This window comes from Pseudomonas shirazensis (assembly GCF_050496565.1).
GTDB classification, from domain to species: domain Bacteria; phylum Pseudomonadota; class Gammaproteobacteria; order Pseudomonadales; family Pseudomonadaceae; genus Aquipseudomonas; species Aquipseudomonas shirazensis_A.
Genome location: NZ_JBNWAE010000023.1, coordinates 12,096 through 30,087, shown reverse-complemented (window position 1 = coordinate 30,087; position 17,992 = coordinate 12,096). Strand labels below are relative to the sequence as shown.

Genomic DNA, 17,992 nt, shown 5'->3' with positions numbered 1-17,992 from the left:
TATAGGCAATTATAGAGCGATTATAGAGCGATTATAGAGCGATTATAGAGACGGCTTTGCTGGCGGTGTTTCGCCGGCAACCGCTTCGCTCATCCCGCCGCCACCTGCCGTGACCACTTGCACCGACAAGCGCGGCATCGCCAGGTCGAGGCCGGCCTCATCGAGCTGGCGTTTGAGCGCCAGGTTGAACGCCCGCGACACTTCCCACTGCTTGATCGGTGCGGTCTTGAAGCGCGCCCGCAGGATCGCCTGGCCAGCCTCGAAGCTCTCCACCCCTTGCAGCTCCAGCGGCGACCAGATGTTGCGGCGCATCAATGGGTCGCTGCGCAAGGTCTGGCCGACCTCGCGGATCAGCGTGATGGCCTTGTCGATGCTCATGCCATGGGGCACGGCCACGCGGAAGATCGCGTAGCCGAACTCACGCGAGTAATTCTTGATGCTCTTGATTTCACTGAACGGGATGGTATGCACGATGCCGTCGATATCGCGCAGGCGCACGGTGCGGATGGTCAGGCCCTCGACGGTGCCCAGATGGCCGCCGACTTCGACGTAGTCGTCGATTGCCAGTGAGTCTTCGATGATGATGAACAGCCCGGTGATCAGGTCGGCGACCAGTGACTGCGCCCCGAAACCGATGGCCAGGCCGATGACCCCGGCACCGGCCAGCAGCGGCGTGACGTTCATGCCCATGTTGGCCAGGGCGACGATCACCGCAATGATGAAGATGGCCACGAACATGACGTTGCGGATCAGCGGCATCATGGTCTGCGCGCGGGCGTTGGCCAGGCCACGGCGCGAGCGCACGAGTGCATGATGCACCGCCGTATCGGCGAGGATCCACACCAGCCAGGCGGCGATCAGGGTACCGGCCAGGCCGAGCAGACGCAGGCTGACGTCATGGCCCTCGCCCTCGGCAAAGCCGATCATCGACAGGCCCCAGACGCGCAGGCCAAGCTCGATGAACACCAGCCAGATCAGCACATGCAGCAGGGCGTAGCCAAAGTTGCGCAAGCGCTCGGCATACACCGCCTGGCGGCGATTGATCCGCTTCGGGTTGGCGGCGTGGCGGCGCACCAGGCCATTGACCACCATGCACACCACCACCAGCACGGTACACATCAGCGACTGGCGCAGGGCAGTGCTGGTATCGCCAGCGGAAACGAAGGTGGCCACCAGTGAGATCGCTACCAGAATCATCGCCGGGATAAACCAGAAGCTGCCAAGAATCTCGATGGTGTCACTCAAGGTGCGCCGGTTCAGCCGACGCGACAGTGGCTGGTTGCGGATTAGGTGGGCGATCGGGCGGCGGAAGCGCAGCACGAACAACCCGGTGCACAGCGCCGCCAGCACGTTGGCCAGGGTCGCCAGGGCGTGGGCCAGGTGGATGCCCAGGGTAGCGGTCAGGCGCGGGTCGTTCATCGCTTCACCAAACGCTGCGAAACTGCCGATCAGCCACAGCGGGCGGAAGGCCTGATGCCGCAGAATATGCAGGGCGCGGTGGCGGTGTGGGCCATCGAGCAGGGAGAAGGCGATCACGCAGATTGCCGAGAAGCAGGTACCCACCACCAGGGCATAGGCCAGCACCATCGCCAGCGACTTGCCCAGCGACGGTGGCAGGGCAAAGCTCAGGTAGACGGTGAAGATCAGCGCCACCAGCCAGGGCCCCAGCTTGCGCAGTGCGAACAACACCAGGTCACCGGTGCGCGGGTGCTGCGGCAGCTCTGCCTTGAGCCCGAAGCGCAGGCGTACCCGCTGGCTGATCCAATTGAACAGCATGGCCAACAGGCTCCACACCGCAATCACTGCCGCGAAGCCGAACAGAATCGCCGGCCACTGCTGCACCGGCACCATCAGCGCACTGAGCTCATCCTGGGCCTGGCTGATTTCAAGCGACCAGCGTCGAAACGGGCTTTCATCGCCGCTGAACTGCTTTTCAATGTCATGCAAGGCGCCGCTGATAAGCCCGAGCACACCCTGTTCCGGGTTGGCCTGGGTTTGTTTGCTGGCATCTCGAAGTTTTTTCAGGTCGGCCAGCAGCTTGCTGCGTTGCTGGTCGTTTTCGAGGTTCTTGATCACCTCGTCCAGCGACTTGGCCAGCGGCTCGCTGGCTTGCGGTTGTGCCGGCGCGCTCGAGCCGAGCAGGCCGGGAATGCCGGCGGCGTAGCTCGGCGTGATGAACAGCAACAGCAGCAGGGTCAGGCAACGCAGGAAGACAGGCACCGGAAAAACTACCTCAGGACGATCGATCGACCGAGTGTAGAGGTTTATGTGGGCAGTTTCTCGAGGATCTTCCAGCACATGATGCCGAAAATGCCCAAGGTGCCGATCCACATCATCAGCACCCCGGCGTTGCGCTCGCGCAGGCTGAAGCCGATGGTCAGCAGCATCAGGAACAGAAATACCGGAACGAACAACGAGAGAAAGGGCGACATGCGACAGAATCCTTCTGCGGAATAACTGGAAAGCCACTATGCATCCAGCATAGCGGCTGCGCCGAGGGTGGCCATTGACCCTCGGCAGGTTGCCTTCAAGGCAGTTCGCGGGTGCGGAAGAACGCGCCCAGGACCTTGACCAGGTGAGCCAGGTCATGGCTACCGCACAGCTCGCGAATCGAGTGCATGGCAAAGGTCGGCAAGCCGATATCGACCGTGCGCACCCCCAGGTGGCTGGCGGTGATCGGGCCGATGGTCGAACCGCAACCCATGTCGCTGCGCACCACAAAACTCTGCACCGGGACTTCTTCGGCCATACACAGGTGGCGGAAGAACCCGGCGGTTTCGCTGTTGGTGGCGTAGCGCTGGTTGTTGTTGACCTTGATCACCGGCCCGGCATTGAGCTTGGGTCCGTGGTTGCCGTCGTGCTTGTCGGCGTAGTTGGGGTGCACGCCGTGGGCGTTGTCGGCCGAGATCATCAGCGAACGCTGGATCACGCGAACGTACTCGTCACCATCCGGCAGCAGGCGCTGCAGGGTTTGTTCGAGCATTGGGCCGTCGGCGCCGCAGGCCGAGCTGGAGCCGACTTCTTCATGGTCGGTGCAGACCAGCACGCAGGTTTCGTCGCTGTCGGTGGCCAGCATCGCCTGCAGGCCGGCATAGCACGACAGCAGGTTGTCGAGGCGGGCGCCGGCGATGAAGTCGCCATTGAGGCCGATCAGGGCCGCGTCCTGGGTGTCGTAGAAGCTCAGCTCGTAGTCGAGCACCACGTCGGCATTCAGTTCGTGTTCGCGGGCCAACTGCTCGGTGAGCACAGCGCGGAAATCGACCCGCTCGTCACCGGCCACCTGGGCGATGATCGGCGGCAGTTCGAGCTGGGCGTTGATCGGCCAGCCTTCGTTGGCGGTGCGATTGAGGTGGATCGCCAGGTTGGGGATCACCGCGATCGGCAGCTTGAAGTCGACCAGCTGGCTTTCGACCTTGCCATCGCGGCGGAAGGTCACCCGCCCGGCCAGCGACAGGTCACGGTCGAACCACGGCGCCAGCAGCGCGCCGCCGTAGACCTCGACGCCCAACTGCAAAAAGCCGTGACGCTGCAGTTCAGGCTGCGGCTTGACCCGCAGGCATGGGCTGTCGGTGTGCGCGCCAACCATGCGGATACCGCTCAGCAGCGGAGACAGCGAACCCAGCTTGATCGCGATAAGCGAAGAGTCGTTGCGGGTCAGGTAGTAACGCCCGCCAGGCACGGTGGCCCAGCTGTCACGCTCGTCGAGGCGCTGAAAACCAGCGGCTTCGAGGCGCTGGACCAGGCTTGCCGTGGCGTGGAAGGGCGTCGGGGAGGCCTTGAGGAATTCGATCAGGCCCTGGTTCAAAACATCGCGCATAGTTCACTCCAGACAGCAATGGCGCGAGTTTAACGCAGTTCTGCGACGTTTTGTGTCGGCGCACAGCGACTTCAGAACGGTGCCGGGCACTCGAACTTCAAGCGCTCGCCGCTGACCGGGTGGGTAAAGCTGAGCATGCTCGCGTGCAGGCACAGCCGCTCATGGGCAGCCAGCGCCTCGGGGTTGGCATACAGCCGGTCGCCGAGCAGCGGATGGCCGATCGACAGCATGTGTACGCGCAGTTGATGCGAGCGGCCGGTGATCGGCGTCAGCTCGACCCGGCAATGGTCGCCACAGCGCTCGACGATGCGCCAGAAGGTCAGTGCATGCTTGCCTTGCTCGTGGTCGACCACGTGCCGAGGTTTGGTCGGCGGGTCGTAGCGCAGTGGCAGGTCGATGCTGCCGCTGTCCAGCGCCGGCTGGCCCCAGCACAGTGCGGTGTAGGCCTTTTCGGTTTCGCGATCATGAAACTGGCGCGACAGTTCACGATGACTGTCGGCGTCCCGGGCGAGCAGGATGATCCCCGAAGTTTCCCAATCGAGGCGATGCACGATCAGCGCTTCCGGGTAGCCGTTTTCCTGCAGGCGGGTGATCAGGCAGTCCTTGTTGTCGTCGGCGCGGCCCGGCACTGAAAGCAGCAGGGTCGGCTTGTTGATGACCAGGACAGCGTCGTCCTGATGAAGGATGTGCACGTTCGACAGGGGCATTGTTGCGTCTTCTCTGGAAAAACTGACAAAAGCGGCCCTGAACCGCAAAACAGCCACGGGCGGCACCAGCTGTCCTGGTTGCGTCAGTGGCTGCTTCGCGGTTCAGGGCCGCTCCTGCAGGTGTGCCCGCAGCGTTTATTAACGCTCGGGCAGGGTGATGTTCAGCTCGAGGATCGAGCAGCTACCTTGGTTCTCCAGGGCAACCACCACGTCATCGTTGCCGATATTGACGTACTTGCGGATCACCTCGACCAGCTCTTTCTGCAGCGCCGGCAGGTAGTCCGGCGTGGTGCGCTGACCGCGCTCGTGCGCCACGATGATCTGTAGACGCTCTTTCGCTACCGACGCACTGCTCTGTTTCTGTCTGCCACGAAAGAAGTCAAAAAGGTTCATGGTTTACTTGCCTCCAAACAGGCGCGCGAAGAATCCTTGCTTCGGCATTTCGATGAACCGCAAAGGAAGGGTCTTCCCGAGCAGGCGGTCGATGGTGTCGCTGTAGGCCTGGCCTGCATCGCTCTGGTCATCGAGGATGACCGGCACGCCCTGGTTCGAGGCTTTCAGTACGGCTTCCGATTCCGGAATCACGCCGACCAGGTCCACCGAGAGGATGTCCTTGACGTCTTCGACGCCCAGCATCTCACCCTTGCTCACGCGCTCTGGGTGGTAGCGGGTGATCAGCAGGTGTTCCTTGATCGGGTCTTCACCACGCTCGGCGCGGCGCGATTTGCTCGCCAGCAGGCCGAGCATGCGGTCCGAGTCGCGTACCGAAGACACTTCCGGGTTGGTCACAATGATCGCTTCGTCAGCGAAGTACATGGCCAGGTGAGCGCCCTTTTCGATACCCGCAGGGGAGTCGCAGACCACGTATTCGAAGTTTTCCTTCAGGTCCATCAGGACCTTCTCGACGCCTTCCTGGGTCAGCGCGTCCTTGTCGCGGGTCTGGCTGGCGGCCAGCACGAACAGGTTCTCAAGGCGCTTGTCCTTGATCAGGGCCTGCTGCAGGTTGGCTTCGCCGTTGACCACGTTGACGAAGTCATACACCACGCGACGCTCGCAGCCCATGATCAGGTCGAGGTTACGCAGGCCGACGTCGAAGTCGACGATGACAGTCTTGTGCCCGCGCAGGGCCAGGCCGGTACCGATGGCGGCGCTGGTGGTGGTCTTGCCCACACCCCCTTTGCCGGAAGTAACCACGAGAATCTTGGCCAAGGTGTTTCACCCCTAAATAAAATAGTCGGGGCCACAGCCCCTGAAAAAGCACAAAACGGCAACGATGAAAAAGTTGCTCTAAAAATGCCGCAAGTATCCGTTAAAGCCGGGTGATGTTCAACACATCGCCAGACAGGCTGACCTGTACCCCCGAACCCCACAGCGGGTCGCGGCGCAAGTCTTCGCAGACCCGGTACTGACCGGCAATCGAGACCAGCTCTGCGGTCATCTGCTGGCAGAAGATGCGCGCCTTGGTGTTGCCCTTGATCCCCGCCAGGGCCCGACCACGCATTGCGCCGTAGACATGGATGTTGCCATCGGCAAGAAGTTCCGCACCCGGGCTGACCGAAGTGGTCACCACCAGATCGCCGCCCTGGGCATAGATCTGCTGGCCACCGCGTACAGGTGTGGTGATGATCCGGGTCGGGCGCACTTCCGGCTCGGCTGGTGCGACAGGTACTGGTTCTGGCTCGGGCTTTTTCACTTCCGGCTCAGGTTCCAGTGGGCGCTCGCGGGCACCGGACGGCGGCAGCACCGGCAAGTCGATGGCAATTGCTGCAGCGATGTCTTCGATACGGTTGGCACGAATCGCCAGGGTGCGCAGGCCATGGTGGCGACAGATGCGCATCAGCCCGGGCAAATCGATGGCGCCTTCGCCGGCCGGCAGTTTGTCCAGCGCCAGCACCAGTGGTGTGTTGCTGAAGAAATTCGGCGCCAGGGCGACTTTTGCCGCCAGCTGGCGGTCCAGCGATTCAAGGTCGTTGCGCGCCAGTTCCAGAACGGTAATGGCAAGCATGCTGCCCTTGAGCTGGAACGCGGGGGCGTGTTCGGGGGTGTGGTTTGGGCTCATGGTCTGCATAGACGGCTTGTAACGGAAAAAGTGCCCTGACTTATAACGAGAACGCGGGTTGCCCGCAACCGGCGACGATCCGTTGTAGAATGCGCGGCCTTTGTCTTTCCGGAAGCTTGAATGAAACGCCCGCGTTTTCGTCGTTATTTTCTCCACCCGCGATTCTGGGGGCTGTGGTTGGGCCTGGGGCTGCTGTGGCTGACCGTGCAACTGCCGTACCGGGCATTGCTGGCGCTGGGCCGTGCGCTGGGCGCGGTGATGTATCGCTTTGCCGGCGAGCGTCGGCGCATCGCTGCGCGCAACCTTGAGCTGTGCTTCCCTGAGCTTCGCGCCGACCAACGGCAGCAGTTGCTCAAAGAAAACTTCGCCTCCACTGGCATCGCCTTCTTCGAAATGGCCATGAGCTGGTGGTGGCCTAAGGCCCGGCTGGCGCAGCTGGCGCATATCGAAGGTATTGAGCACCTGCAGGCCGCCCAGCGCGATGGCCAGGGCGCGATTCTGATGGCGGTGCACTTCACCACCCTGGAAATCGGCGCTGCACTGCTCGGCCAGGTGCACACCATCGACGGCATGTACCGCGAACATGGCAATCCGTTGTTCGATTTCATCCAGCGCAGTGGCCGCGAGCGGCATAACCTCGATTCGCTGGCGATCGAGCGTGAGGACGTGCGCGGCATGCTCAAGCTGCTGCGCAGCGGCCGCGCGATCTGGTACGCACCGGATCAGGACTACGGCGCCAAGCAGAGCCTGTTCGTGCCGTTGTTCGGTATCCCGGCGGCGACGGTTACCGCCACCACCAAGTTTGCCCGTCTGGGCAAAGCGCGGGTGATTCCGTTCACCCAGCGCCGGCTTGAGGATGGCAGCGGTTACCGTCTGGTGGTGCATCCACCGCTGCAGGACTTCCCGGGCGAGAGCGAGGAGGCTGACTGCCTGCGCATCAACCAGTGGGTCGAGAGCGTGCTGCGTGAATGCCCGGAGCAGTACCTGTGGGCGCACCGCCGCTTCAAGTCCCGTCCTGAAGGCGCGCCACGGCTGTACGACAAGAAGCAGCGCTGACGCCAGCGCATCCAGGGAGGATCAAATGACTGCAACCACTGGCCTGATTCTCTCTGGCGGCGGCGCCCGCGCGGCCTATCAGGTGGGCGTGCTGGCGGGGATCGCCGAGCTGCTGCCGCCTGGCGCGGCCAACCCGTTCCCAGTAATCGTCGGCACTTCGGCCGGGGCCATCAATGCGGTGACGCTGGCCAGCGGTGCCACGCGTTTTGCCGAATCGGTGCAGCGCCTGACCGCCTTCTGGCAGAACTTCAGCAGCCATCTGGTGCTGCGCAGCGACTGGCCTGGGGTGATTCGCCAGGCCAGCCGGTTTGTCAGCCACAGCCTGCTGGGGTTTGGCGGCGATGTGCCGGTGGCGTTGCTCGACAGCAGCCCGTTGCGCGGCCTGCTGCAGGCGCACCTGCATCTGGACGGCATTGGCGAAGCGCTGGCCAGCGAGCAATTGCGCGCCGTGGCCATCACCGCCTTTGGCTACGACTCGGGCCAGGCAGTGACCTTCTATCAAGGCGGCGAGACGATTCAGCCTTGGTTACGTCACCGCCGTATCGGCGTGCCGACCGAACTCAGCATCGAGCACTTGCTGGCCAGCTCGGCGATCCCTTTGCTGTTTGCTCCGGTCAAGCTTGGCGACGAGTACTTTGGCGATGGTGCGGTGCGCCAGTCAGCGCCAATCAGTCCTGCCTTGCACCTAGGCGCGAGCCGGGTGCTGGTGGTCGGCGTCAGTGGCAACCCGCAACGGCCGGCGCCGCCGTTGCCCAGCCAGCGTCTGTTCAGCGGTCGCCAGCCAAGCCTGGCGCAGATCGGCGGGCACATGCTTAACAGCACCTTCATCGACAGCCTGGAAGACGACATCGAACTGTTGCAACGGCTCAACCACCTCAGCCACATGCTGCCGGCACACTTGAATGCGCGAGCGCTGGGGTTGGCACCGATCGAGGTACTGGTAGTTGCGCCGAGCCAGCCGCTGGATGAAATCGCCGCGCGTCATCGACGCCAGTTGCCGGCGGCCTTGCGCATGTTCCTGCGCGGGCCGGGGGCAACCCGCACGAGTGGGGCAGGGGTGTTGAGCTATTTACTGTTCGAGGCGAGTTATTGCAGTGAGCTGATCGAGCTGGGCCGGCGCGATGCCTTGGCCAAGCGTGGCGAGCTGAGCCGGTTTCTTGGCTTGTGAGTTGAGTCTGCAATTGTGCAACTTTAGGCCGCTACCGAGTTTCCTGTAGGAGCGGCTTGTGTCGCGAAAGGGGCGCGTAGCGGCCCCAGATCTCAGCTTCGCCGCTGATAGGGCTGGGCCCGCTTCGCGGGCCTTTCGCGACACAAGGCCGCTCCTACAAGGACCCTGCTCGGCAGAGGGTTACTCGGCGATCTGCAACTTGCGCGCCTGGGTATAGACGTAGCGGACCTTCTCGTACTCGAACGGCGAATTCAGCTGGCCATAACGGAAGGCAGTGGTATAGCGCTTGTCCACCGCACGCAGGAACAGGATCTCCGGGAGGTCGCTGGTGACATCGGCCATGTCCAGGTAGTTGATCGACTGTTCGCCGGCGTAATCCACCACCACCCCGGTGGTGTCGCGCTTCATCGACAGCCTGGAAGACGACATCGAACTGTTGCAACGGCTTAATCACCTCAGCCACATGCTGCCAGTACACTTCAATGCGCGGGCGCTGGGCCTGGTGCCGATCGAGGTATTGGTGATTGCGTCATCGACGCCAATTGCCGGCGGCTTTGCGCATGTTCCTGCGCGGGACGGGGGCAACCGGCACGAGTGGGGCAGGGGTGTTGAGTTATCTGCTGTTCTAGGCGAGTTATTGCAGTGAGCTGATCGAGCTGGGCCGGCGCGATGCTTTGGCCAAGTGTGGGGAGCTGAGCCGGTTTCTTGGCTTGTGAGTTTTTGGGACGCTTTGCGGCCCCACTATTTATGCCCTTTCGCTGAATCGGCGGGGCTGCTTTGCAGCCCTTTCGCGACACAAGGCCGCTCCTACAGGGGCCGCGTATTTCCTTTTTGCGCGGTCCCTGTAGGAGCGGCCTTGTGTCGCGAAAGGGTCGCGCAGCGGCCCCGACAATTCAGCGGCGCGGCATAGATCCGGCGCCCCGACAAGGACCCTGCTCGGCAGAGGGTTACTCGGCGATCTGCAACTTGCGCGCCTGGGTATAGACGTAGCGCACCTTCTCGTACTCGAACGGCGAATTCAGCTGGCCATACCGGAAGGCAGTGGTATAGCGCTTGTCCACCGCACGCAGGAACAGGATCTCCGGGTGATCGCTGGTGACATTGGCCATGTCCAGGTAGTTGATCGACTGTTCGCCGGCGTAATCCACCACCACGCCGGTGGTGTCGCGCAGGTTCGATGGGCCCAGGATCGGCAGCATGATGTACGGCCCGTCGGGTACACCATAGAAGCCCAAGGTCTGGCCGAAGTCTTCGCTCTGGCGCGGCAGGCCCATCTTGGTCGCCGGATCCCACAGCCCGCCAACGCCAATGATGGTGTTGAACATCAACCGTGCAGTGATCTTTGCCGAACGTTCGGCCTTGAGCTGCAACACGCTGTTGAACAGGTTGGGCACATCGCCAAGATTGTTGAAGAAGTTGCTCACCCCGGTCCGCACGAAGCGTGGTGTGATCGCGGTATAGCCGTCGACGGCAGGCAACAGTACCCACTGATCGAAGCGATAGTTGAAGTGGTAGATGCGCCGGTTCACTGACTCCAGCGGGTCGTAGACGTTCAGCGCGGTCAGGGTCGAGCGCTCGAACTCGCGCTGGTCCAGGCCAGGGTTGAATTTGAGCGCGCGCAGCGGGTCGAGAAAGCCATCGCTTTGTTCGACCGGCGCATCGGCTACGTTGGCATCGATCACGCTGGTACGCGGCGCGATCTCCTCGGCCTGGGCATACCCGGCGGCGAGCAAAGCGGTGACGAGCAGCAGTCGTTTAACCACGGAAGAACTCCAGCATGGCGTCGCTGTTGACGCGGTAATTAAGGTTGCCGCAATGGCCGCCGTGCGGGTACAGGGTCAGCCGATCACCAAATACTTTACGCAGAAAACCAATATCGCCAGGGCCGAGGATCAGGTCGTCGGCGTTGTGCATGACGGCGATCTTCGGGCTTTTGCTCAGGTAGCCTTCAAGGGCATACAGGCTAGCCTGATCGACCAGTTGCAGCACGCTGCCGCCGTCGGTGCGGGCGCGCCACATCGGGATCACCTGCTCGGTCAGGTAGCACTCGAAGTCGCACTGCAGGGCGCGCTTGAATGCCGGGGTCAAGCTGGTGCCTTCGGTGATCGGCTGCTTTGGCGGGGTAATCAGGCCGCGGCGGTTGATCAGGTCGGAGGTAAAGGCAATGTCGGCCGCCGAGAAGCGGAACGAAGTGCCGATCAGCATCGCCATTTGCTCGTTGGACAGGTGCTCGCGCGAGCGCTGGAAGTCATACAGCAGCGCGTCGTTGAGGTCGATGTAGCCCTTGTCCTGGAAGTAGCGAGTGAGTTTTTCCAGCATCAGTTCGTAGAACGTGGTGCTGCGGTCGATGCCCTTGACCTGGGTCTGCACCAGCTTGTCGAGGTTGCTCACCGAGGTGTAGAGGTTGACCGGCGGGTTGAGCAGCAGCACGCGCTTGAAGTTGAAGCTGCGCCGGGTCTCGTCCAGGTGGCTGACAAACGCCGCATCAAGGGCGCCCAGGCTGTAGCCGGTGAGGTAGAAGTCCTTGATCGGCAGGCGCGGGTGCTGTGCACGCACTGCCTGCATGACCCGGTACAGATCCTCGGCATCTTCTTTGGTCACGCCAGGGGTAGCAAAACGCGAGGCAGCGCTCATGAAGTCCCAGCTGGTCGGCGACGACAGCTGGACGACATGGAAGCCTGCCTGGTAGTAGAGTTTTTTCAGGTATTCGTTGGTCGAGCTGCTGTAAGGCGCGCCGGTGCCGGCAATGACGAAGATCAGCGGCGCTTCGTGGTCCTGACGGGCCATGCGGTACTTGAGCTTTTTCACCGGCCAGAAGTTGTCCGGCAGGGTGAACTCACGCTCCGGGCGCAGGGTGAGGCTGTAGTCGTCCTGGGTGATGTCTTCATCACTGGGCAGCGTCGGCCGCAGTTCAGGCGGAGTGGTGGCAATCGTCGCCTCGAACGGATTGGTCAATGGAAAGCCATAGCTGGCGGCGTCGATATCCCGCGCCGAGGCGGCCGCAGCCATAAGCAAGCCACCCAGAAGGGCAGCGAGGCGCAGTGATCGAAGCATTGAATCCCCCAGAAAATTCGGCAAGGCATGACCGTACGCAGGCTCTGACCACGGCCCAGCAGGCAAAGTTGCCGGGTGTGTGGCCATTTGTTATGCCAGTTTTTACCGTGCCAATGAATGGCGCGGTAAGTATCGCTATGAGCAACATAGCTGCTAGCGGGAAATCTTGCCTTGCGCAGATGTTGCCAATGATTATGCTGGCGTTCGTTTACTTTTGCCCGGAGATCTTCATGCCTCGTTCACTGCCCGTCATTGCCCTGTTGCTGTGCCTGCCATTGTGGCTGGCGGCCAGCTATGGCGTGCGCTACGGGCTGATGGAAGACGGCCAGTGGGTTGGCCTGTGCGGCGTGCCTGCGCAGTACTGGCAATGCCAGTTGCGCTCGCTGCTCGGCCTGGCGATTCATTTCCAGTTGATTGCCTGGGCTGCCGTGGCACTGAGCGTGCTCGCACACCTGGTCAAGGGCCGCGCCGGCTGGTACCTGGCCGCAGTCGGCCTGCTGTTCGGGCTCAGCGCGCTGGTGCTGTACACCGCCAGTATCGCCGTGTTTGCCGTGGTTCTGGCCGGCTTGCGTCTGGTGCGTCAGCCGCAAGCCGCCAGGCTGGCATGAGGATCAGCGCGTGCGCAAACTGCGCCACAACGCGCCGACCATCAGCACGCTAACCACTGCCCACGCCCAGGCTTGTTGGTTGGCCAGCCCTTCACGGTACAACTGCGGCAGCACCCCGGCGCCGATGATGAATGCCAGCAAGGCCACCTCGGCCCGGCGCGCCTCGACTGGTCGCAGCAAGTACACCAGCGCCGGCAACAGCAACGAGGCAGTCGGGAAGCTGCGATAACGCGGTTCGAAGACCATCGCCAGCATGCTCACTGCAGCGGCAAAACCCGCCGCCAGCAACAGCCAGCCGGCGCGCCCTTCAAACCAGGCAAACAGCCGCTCACGCCAACCCTGGCGCTGCGCCAAAGCCAGCAGGGCGTGGGCCAGCACCAGCAGGTTCAGGCCTGCCAGCAACACTGCCCACAGCCATTCGCCGGCAAAGCGTGCATTGGTGCGCATCAATTCGCCCCACAGGCCAAGGCTGGCAGCGCCGATCGCCGCCAGCAGCGGCAGCACCAGCGCGGCCCGGGCATTGGCCGGGCGCCCGGCAAACAGCAGTGCTGCCAGCAGCAACAACGCACTCGCCGCCAACCACTGTGGCCACAACGCCAGGTTGCTGACCGGCCCTTCGAGAATGCCTTTATCCTGCCGGTCGGCGTCGTACAACCCCCAATAACCGCCCACCGCACCCTCGCTGGCGCGCTTCCAGGGCTGGTCGAAGGCTTCGATCAGGTTGTAGCTCCAGTCGTTCTGCTCGGCCATCGCCACAAAGCCGCGAATGAAGCGTGCCTCGTTGACCCGGCTGGGCAATGCGGTTTCACGCTGGCGGCCTTCGCTCGGCCAGCCGGTCTCGCCGATCATGATCTGCTTGGGCGCAAAACGCGCGCCGAACACCTGGCGCACCTCGGCCACATGGGCCAACGCCTGGTCGATGCTGCGTGGGTCATCTTCCCAGTAGGGCAGCAGGTGAATGGTCAGGAAGTCCACCGCTGGCGCGATCTGTGGATGCTGCAGCCAGAACTCCCAGACATCGGCGTAGGTCACTGGCGCCGTGACCTGGGCCTTGACCCGCGTGATCAGCTCGGCCAGACGCTCGCCGGTGACTTCCTTGCGCAGCAAGGTCTCGTTGCCGACGATCACCGCACTGACCACATCGGGGTTGGCATTGGCGGCGGCAATAAGCAGTGCGACTTCCTTGTCGCTGTCGACCGGGTTGGCATTGACCCAGGCGCCGAGCATGACTTTCAGGCCATGCTTGCGCGCCAGCGCCGGGATCGCCTCAAGACCGGTCATCGAATAGGTGCGGATGCACTGAAAACGCTCGGCCAACAGGGCCAGGTCAGCGTCCATCCGCGCCGGGCGCAGGAGAAACGGCTGGTCGAACGGCGATTGGTCCTTGTCGAACGGGGTATACGAGGCGCATTGCAGTTTATGCGTCGGGCTGGCGGCGTCGGGCAACAGGACTGGCTTGCCCAGCCCGTACCAGAGCGCGCCCAGCCCGGCCAGGGCGAGCAGGCAGGCGAACAGATAAAGTGGCAGCAGGTTGCGGGCGGAGCGGGGCATCGGGCGGTCCATCGTCAGGCGCAAAGGGCTAGATGATAGCCGCAAATCGCCGGCGCCAACGCATTGGCATGCAAGGATCGCGCAGGCCAATGACGGCCGATGGCGCTAATGGCCAAGTGCTGTCGCATCTGATTAAGGTAAAGGTCGCGGCTGGAGCAGGTCGCGCTTTGTTGCAGGTTGATGATGCTATCTCCGAGACCTGACGAGGGGATGCATTGATGAACATGCGACGTATGCTGGGGGTGGGGTCCGCCCTGTTGTTGGCCATGAGCGCTGGGCAGGCCATGGCTAAAGAAGTAAGCATCGGTTATGTCGATGGCTGGGCCGACAGTGTTGCGACCACGAACGTCGCCGCCGAGGTTATCAAGGAAAAGCTCGGCTATGACGTCAAGCTGCAGGCGGTAGCGGCCGGGATCATGTGGCAAGGGGTTGCCACCGGCAAACTCGATGCGATCCTCTCGGCCTGGCTGCCGGTGACCCATGGCGAATACTGGGCCAAGAACAAGGACAAGGTGGTCGACTTCGGGCCTAACTTCAAAGACGCCAAGATTGGCTTGATCGTGCCTGAGTACGTCAAGGCCAACAGCATTGAAGACCTCAAGACCGACACCAGCTTCAAGCAGAAGATCGTCGGTATCGACGCAGGTTCGGGGGTGATGATCAAGACCGAGCAGGCGATCAAGGACTACGACCTGACCGGTTACAAGCTGCAGGCAAGCTCCGGCGCAGGCATGACCGCCGAACTGGGCCGCGCGTATCCCAAGCAGCAGTCGATCGCGGTTACCGGCTGGGTGCCGCACTGGATGTTCGCCAAGTGGAAGCTGAAGTTCCTCGAAGACCCGAAAGGCGTGTTTGGCGCGGCTGAGACCGTCAACAGCATCGGCAGCAAGGACCTGGAGAAAAAAGCCCCGGAAGTTGCCGCGTTCCTGAAGAAGTTCCAGTGGCAGTCCAAGGATGAGATCGGCGAAGTCATGCTGGCCATTCAGGATGGTGCCAAACCAGAACAAGCGGCCAAGGATTGGGTCGCCAAACACCCTGAGCGCGTGGCGGAGTGGACTGCCAAGTAACGCGTTGATCGAGCCATAGCAGCATCGCCGCCCAAGGTTGAGTCGTCGCCTTGGGCGCGCTGTTTTCAGCCAAACCAACACTGCACTGCCTGATGTTTGTTACCAAAACTGCAAAACACTCTTGCATCTAAGACTAAGGTCGTCTGGTTGGCGTCCAACAGCAGCATAAAGTTACAGGTGGGTTATCCATAATCTGTGCTGCTAGGACAAAAACAATGAACGACAGCATTTACCTCTCGATACAGAACAGTCCCCGCTTCAAGGAACTGGTCAGCAAACGCGAGCGATTCGCCTGGATTCTTTCAGCAATCATGCTCGGCCTCTACTGCGGATTCATCTTGCTCATCGCCTATGGCCCGCACATTCTCGGCGCCAAGATCAGCCCTGAATCGTCCATCACCTGGGGCATCCCCCTGGGCGTCGGTCTGATCCTTTCAGCCTTTGTGCTGACCGCCATCTATGTGCGTCGCGCCAACGGCGAGTTCGACGAACTGAACAAGGCAATTCTGGCGGAGGCCAAGCAATGATGCGACCTACCAAAACTTTGGCCGTCTTGGCCTGCGGTGTCTTCGCACCCGCTGTGTGGGCGGCTGACGCGCTCACCGGCGAGGTGCAGAAACAGCCCCTGAACATGGCTGCCATTCTCATGTTCCTGGCCTTTGTCCTGTTCACTCTGGGGATTACCTACTGGGCCTCGAAACGCAACAAGTCAGCCTCGGACTACTACGCAGCCGGCGGCAAGATCACCGGTTTCCAGAACGGCCTGGCGATTGCCGGTGACTACATGTCGGCGGCGTCCTTTCTGGGTATTTCGGCGCTGGTGTTCACCTCCGGCTACGATGGCCTGATCTACTCGATCGGCTTCCTGGTCGGCTGGCCGATCATTCTGTTCCTGATTGCCGAGCGCCTGCGTAACCTGGGCAAATACACCTTTGCCGACGTGGCCTCGTATCGCCTCGGGCAAAAACAGATCCGCACCCTGTCGGCCTCGGGCTCGCTGGTGGTGGTAGCGTTCTACCTGATCGCGCAGATGGTCGGTGCCGGCAAGCTGATCGAGCTGCTGTTCGGCCTGGACTACCACGTTGCGGTGATCCTGGTCGGCATCCTGATGTGCATGTACGTGCTGTTCGGCGGCATGCTCGCCACTACCTGGGTGCAGATCATCAAGGCCGTGCTGCTGCTGTCCGGTGCCAGCTTCATGGCGCTGATGGTGATGAAACACGTCAACTTCGACTTCAACACGCTGTTCTCCGAAGCGATCAAGGTACACGCCAAGGGTGAAGCGATCATGAGCCCCGGCGGCCTGGTCAAAGACCCGATCTCGGCATTCTCGCTGGGCCTGGCACTGATGTTCGGTACCGCCGGCCTGCCGCACATCCTGATGCGCTTCTTCACCGTCAGCGATGCCAAGGAAGCGCGCAAGAGCGTGCTGTACGCGACCGGCTTCATTGGTTACTTCTACATCCTGACCTTCATCATCGGCTTCGGCGCGATCCTGCTGGTCAGCACCAACCCGGACTTCAAGGACGCCGCCGGCGCACTGCTGGGTGGCAACAACATGGCTGCGGTGCACCTGGCTGACGCTGTGGGTGGCAGTATCTTCCTCGGCTTCATCTCGGCAGTGGCCTTCGCCACCATCCTCGCAGTGGTTGCCGGCCTGACCCTGGCCGGTGCCTCGGCGGTGTCGCATGACCTGTATGCCAGCGTCTGGCGCAAAGGCAAGGCCAACGACAAGGACGAAATCCGCGTGTCGAAGATCACCACGATCTTCCTCGGCATCCTGGCTATCGGCCTGGGCATTCTGTTCGAGAAGCAGAACATCGCCTTCATGGTTGGCCTGGCATTCTCCATCGCGGCCAGCTGTAACTTCCCGGTTCTGCTGCTTTCGATGTACTGGAAGAAGCTGACCACCCGCGGCGCCATGATCGGCGGTTGGCTGGGCCTGATCAGTGCCGTTGGCTTGATGATCCTTGGCCCGACCATCTGGGTGCAGATCCTTGGTCACGAAAAAGCCATCTACCCGTACGAGTACCCAGCACTGTTCTCCATGCTGATTGCCTTTGTCGGTATCTGGTTCTTCTCGGTCACCGACAAGTCCAAGGAAGCGGTCAACGAGCGCGCGCTGTTCTACCCACAGTTCGTCCGTTCGCAAACCGGCCTGGGCGCCAGTGGTGCGGTTTCTCACTAACCTGCTCTGAGCATTGAACAACGCCCCGCATTGCGGGGCGTTGTCGTTTCTGGCGCGGCACACCCTGCGCAACCCTCACGCTGGGAAATTTCCCAAGCGCGGTCAGACCGATCCTAGAGTTTGCCCACCGGCATTTCCGAATAATCGCTCCTGCCAACGGCGCTGTGCCGCTTGTGCACGCTTCCTGTGGCGTTGATTGCAGGATTCAAGGAGATACATTCGTGAAAGCTTTTCTGCTGGCTCTTCCCCTGGCTGTTCTGGCCGCCAACTCGGCCATCGCAGCTGACCCGATCGAGAAACAGGTGCTGATCACCGCTACCGTCCCGACTGCTGCGTTCTATGTCGAGCCGGTCGGCGGCAACTGGATGAACGACCCGCAAGACATGGCCTGGAACTCGTTTCAAGGCACCCTCGAGCCGATCCGCAAGCAACTGCAAGCCAAAAGCACTATCGGCCCGATCACCGCGCACCTGCTGACCCCGGCCGCCGTCACCAGCGGTGTCAATGTGATCGATCTGAACGTCAAGGTTGGCGCTACCACCCTGACCACCACCGCAACCGAGGTGCTCGCAGCGCCACAAGCCGCTACCGGCACGACTCTGGACTTCATGGTCGAGCCAACCGTACCGGCTGGTGGTTATCAGCCAGGCAGCTACCAAGGCCTGGTCAGCATGATGTTCGAGACCGCCGCGCCGATCCCTTGATCGCATCCCGCAG

17 protein-coding genes and 2 pseudogenes are annotated in these 17,992 nt (G+C 62.1%); 8 read left to right on the top strand and 11 right to left on the bottom strand.

Going from position 1 to position 17,992, the window contains the following annotated elements; translation table 11 throughout:
• Positions 1 to 42 precede the first annotated feature (42 nt).
• From ACQZ2L_RS23530 to minC, 7 genes are all read right to left on the bottom strand, one after another.
• On the bottom strand, positions 43 to 2,220 hold the full coding sequence (locus tag ACQZ2L_RS23530; RefSeq protein WP_430328083.1) for a mechanosensitive ion channel family protein: 2,178 nt from the start codon (positions 2,218 to 2,220) through the stop codon (positions 43 to 45).
• 44 nt (positions 2,221 to 2,264) lie between these two features.
• Positions 2,265 to 2,432 (bottom strand): hypothetical protein, encoded by a 168-nt coding sequence (locus tag ACQZ2L_RS23525; protein ID WP_178080787.1) that lies wholly within the window; start codon positions 2,430 to 2,432, stop codon positions 2,265 to 2,267.
• Between the two features lie 95 nt (positions 2,433 to 2,527).
• Complete coding sequence (locus tag ACQZ2L_RS23520; protein WP_430328082.1) at positions 2,528 to 3,817, bottom strand: M18 family aminopeptidase; 1,290 nt, start codon at positions 3,815 to 3,817, stop codon at positions 2,528 to 2,530.
• Between the two features lie 71 nt (positions 3,818 to 3,888).
• A complete protein-coding gene (locus ACQZ2L_RS23515) occupies positions 3,889 to 4,524 on the bottom strand; it encodes an RluA family pseudouridine synthase (RefSeq protein WP_207073665.1) in 636 nt (211 codons plus the stop codon).
• A 138-nt stretch (positions 4,525 to 4,662) separates the two neighbouring features.
• Complete coding sequence (minE, locus tag ACQZ2L_RS23510) at positions 4,663 to 4,917, bottom strand: cell division topological specificity factor MinE (protein WP_101321688.1); 255 nt, start codon at positions 4,915 to 4,917, stop codon at positions 4,663 to 4,665.
• A 3-nt stretch (positions 4,918 to 4,920) separates the two neighbouring features.
• A complete protein-coding gene (gene minD / locus ACQZ2L_RS23505) occupies positions 4,921 to 5,733 on the bottom strand; it encodes a septum site-determining protein MinD (protein ID WP_186701522.1) in 813 nt (270 codons plus the stop codon).
• Between the two features lie 100 nt (positions 5,734 to 5,833).
• Positions 5,834 to 6,592: a septum site-determining protein MinC gene (minC, locus tag ACQZ2L_RS23500; RefSeq protein WP_430328081.1), complete on the bottom strand. Its 759-nt coding sequence runs from the start codon at positions 6,590 to 6,592 to the stop codon at positions 5,834 to 5,836.
• A 111-nt stretch (positions 6,593 to 6,703) separates the two neighbouring features.
• On the opposite strand from minC, the gene ACQZ2L_RS23495 reads away from it, so the two are divergent.
• Together ACQZ2L_RS23495 and ACQZ2L_RS23490 are read left to right on the top strand one after the other, a co-directional pair.
• Positions 6,704 to 7,639 (top strand): lipid A biosynthesis lauroyl acyltransferase, encoded by a 936-nt coding sequence (locus ACQZ2L_RS23495; protein WP_430328080.1) that lies wholly within the window; start codon positions 6,704 to 6,706, stop codon positions 7,637 to 7,639.
• 25 nt (positions 7,640 to 7,664) lie between these two features.
• A complete protein-coding gene (locus ACQZ2L_RS23490) occupies positions 7,665 to 8,807 on the top strand; it encodes a patatin-like phospholipase family protein (protein ID WP_430328079.1) in 1,143 nt (380 codons plus the stop codon).
• A 180-nt stretch (positions 8,808 to 8,987) separates the two neighbouring features.
• On the opposite strand, the pseudogene ACQZ2L_RS23485 reads toward ACQZ2L_RS23490, so the two are convergent.
• A pseudogene (locus tag ACQZ2L_RS23485) lies at positions 8,988 to 9,209 on the bottom strand (MlaA family lipoprotein); the annotation flags it as partial.
• Between ACQZ2L_RS23485 and ACQZ2L_RS23480 the strand changes: the two are divergent.
• Positions 9,205 to 9,523, top strand: a pseudogene (locus tag ACQZ2L_RS23480) (patatin-like phospholipase family protein); the annotation flags it as partial. The pseudogenes ACQZ2L_RS23485 and ACQZ2L_RS23480 sit on opposite strands and share 5 nt — an antisense overlap.
• Positions 9,524 to 9,754: 231 nt before the next feature.
• On the opposite strand, the gene ACQZ2L_RS23475 reads toward ACQZ2L_RS23480, so the two are convergent.
• Both ACQZ2L_RS23475 and ACQZ2L_RS23470 read right to left on the bottom strand, forming a co-directional pair.
• The gene (locus tag ACQZ2L_RS23475; RefSeq protein WP_430328078.1) at positions 9,755 to 10,570 is read right to left on the bottom strand and encodes an MlaA family lipoprotein; all 816 of its coding nucleotides are present in this window, start codon (positions 10,568 to 10,570) and stop codon (positions 9,755 to 9,757) included.
• Positions 10,563 to 11,861: a serine/threonine protein kinase gene (locus ACQZ2L_RS23470; RefSeq protein ID WP_430328077.1), complete on the bottom strand. Its 1,299-nt coding sequence runs from the start codon at positions 11,859 to 11,861 to the stop codon at positions 10,563 to 10,565. The genes ACQZ2L_RS23475 and ACQZ2L_RS23470 overlap by 8 nt, the downstream gene beginning before the upstream one ends.
• Before the next feature lie 230 nt (positions 11,862 to 12,091).
• Between ACQZ2L_RS23470 and ACQZ2L_RS23465 the strand changes: the two genes are divergently transcribed.
• The gene (locus ACQZ2L_RS23465; protein ID WP_430328076.1) at positions 12,092 to 12,469 is read left to right on the top strand and encodes a hypothetical protein; all 378 of its coding nucleotides are present in this window, start codon (positions 12,092 to 12,094) and stop codon (positions 12,467 to 12,469) included.
• Between the two features lie 3 nt (positions 12,470 to 12,472).
• Here the strand turns inward: ACQZ2L_RS23465 and ACQZ2L_RS23460 are convergent, their stop codons facing one another.
• Positions 12,473 to 14,032 carry a beta (1-6) glucans synthase gene (locus ACQZ2L_RS23460; RefSeq protein ID WP_430328075.1) on the bottom strand — a complete coding sequence of 520 codons (1,560 nt, stop codon included), beginning with the start codon at positions 14,030 to 14,032 and terminating at the stop codon, positions 12,473 to 12,475.
• 206 nt (positions 14,033 to 14,238) lie between these two features.
• On the opposite strand from ACQZ2L_RS23460, the gene ACQZ2L_RS23455 reads away from it, so the two are divergent.
• The 4 genes from ACQZ2L_RS23455 (at position 14,239) to ACQZ2L_RS23440 (ending at position 17,979) form a co-directional block, all read left to right on the top strand.
• Positions 14,239 to 15,087, top strand: coding sequence for a glycine betaine ABC transporter substrate-binding protein (locus ACQZ2L_RS23455; protein ID WP_430328074.1), 849 nt, complete (start codon positions 14,239 to 14,241; stop codon positions 15,085 to 15,087).
• 215 nt (positions 15,088 to 15,302) lie between these two features.
• Positions 15,303 to 15,614 (top strand): DUF485 domain-containing protein, encoded by a 312-nt coding sequence (locus ACQZ2L_RS23450; protein WP_430328073.1) that lies wholly within the window; start codon positions 15,303 to 15,305, stop codon positions 15,612 to 15,614.
• On the top strand, positions 15,611 to 17,275 hold the full coding sequence (locus tag ACQZ2L_RS23445; RefSeq protein ID WP_430328072.1) for a cation acetate symporter: 1,665 nt from the start codon (positions 15,611 to 15,613) through the stop codon (positions 17,273 to 17,275). The genes ACQZ2L_RS23450 and ACQZ2L_RS23445 overlap by 4 nt, the downstream gene beginning before the upstream one ends.
• A 221-nt stretch (positions 17,276 to 17,496) precedes the next feature.
• Entirely contained in the window at positions 17,497 to 17,979 is a 483-nt protein-coding gene (locus ACQZ2L_RS23440; protein ID WP_430328071.1) for a CS1 type fimbrial major subunit, read from the top strand.
• Positions 17,980 to 17,992 lie beyond the last annotated feature (13 nt).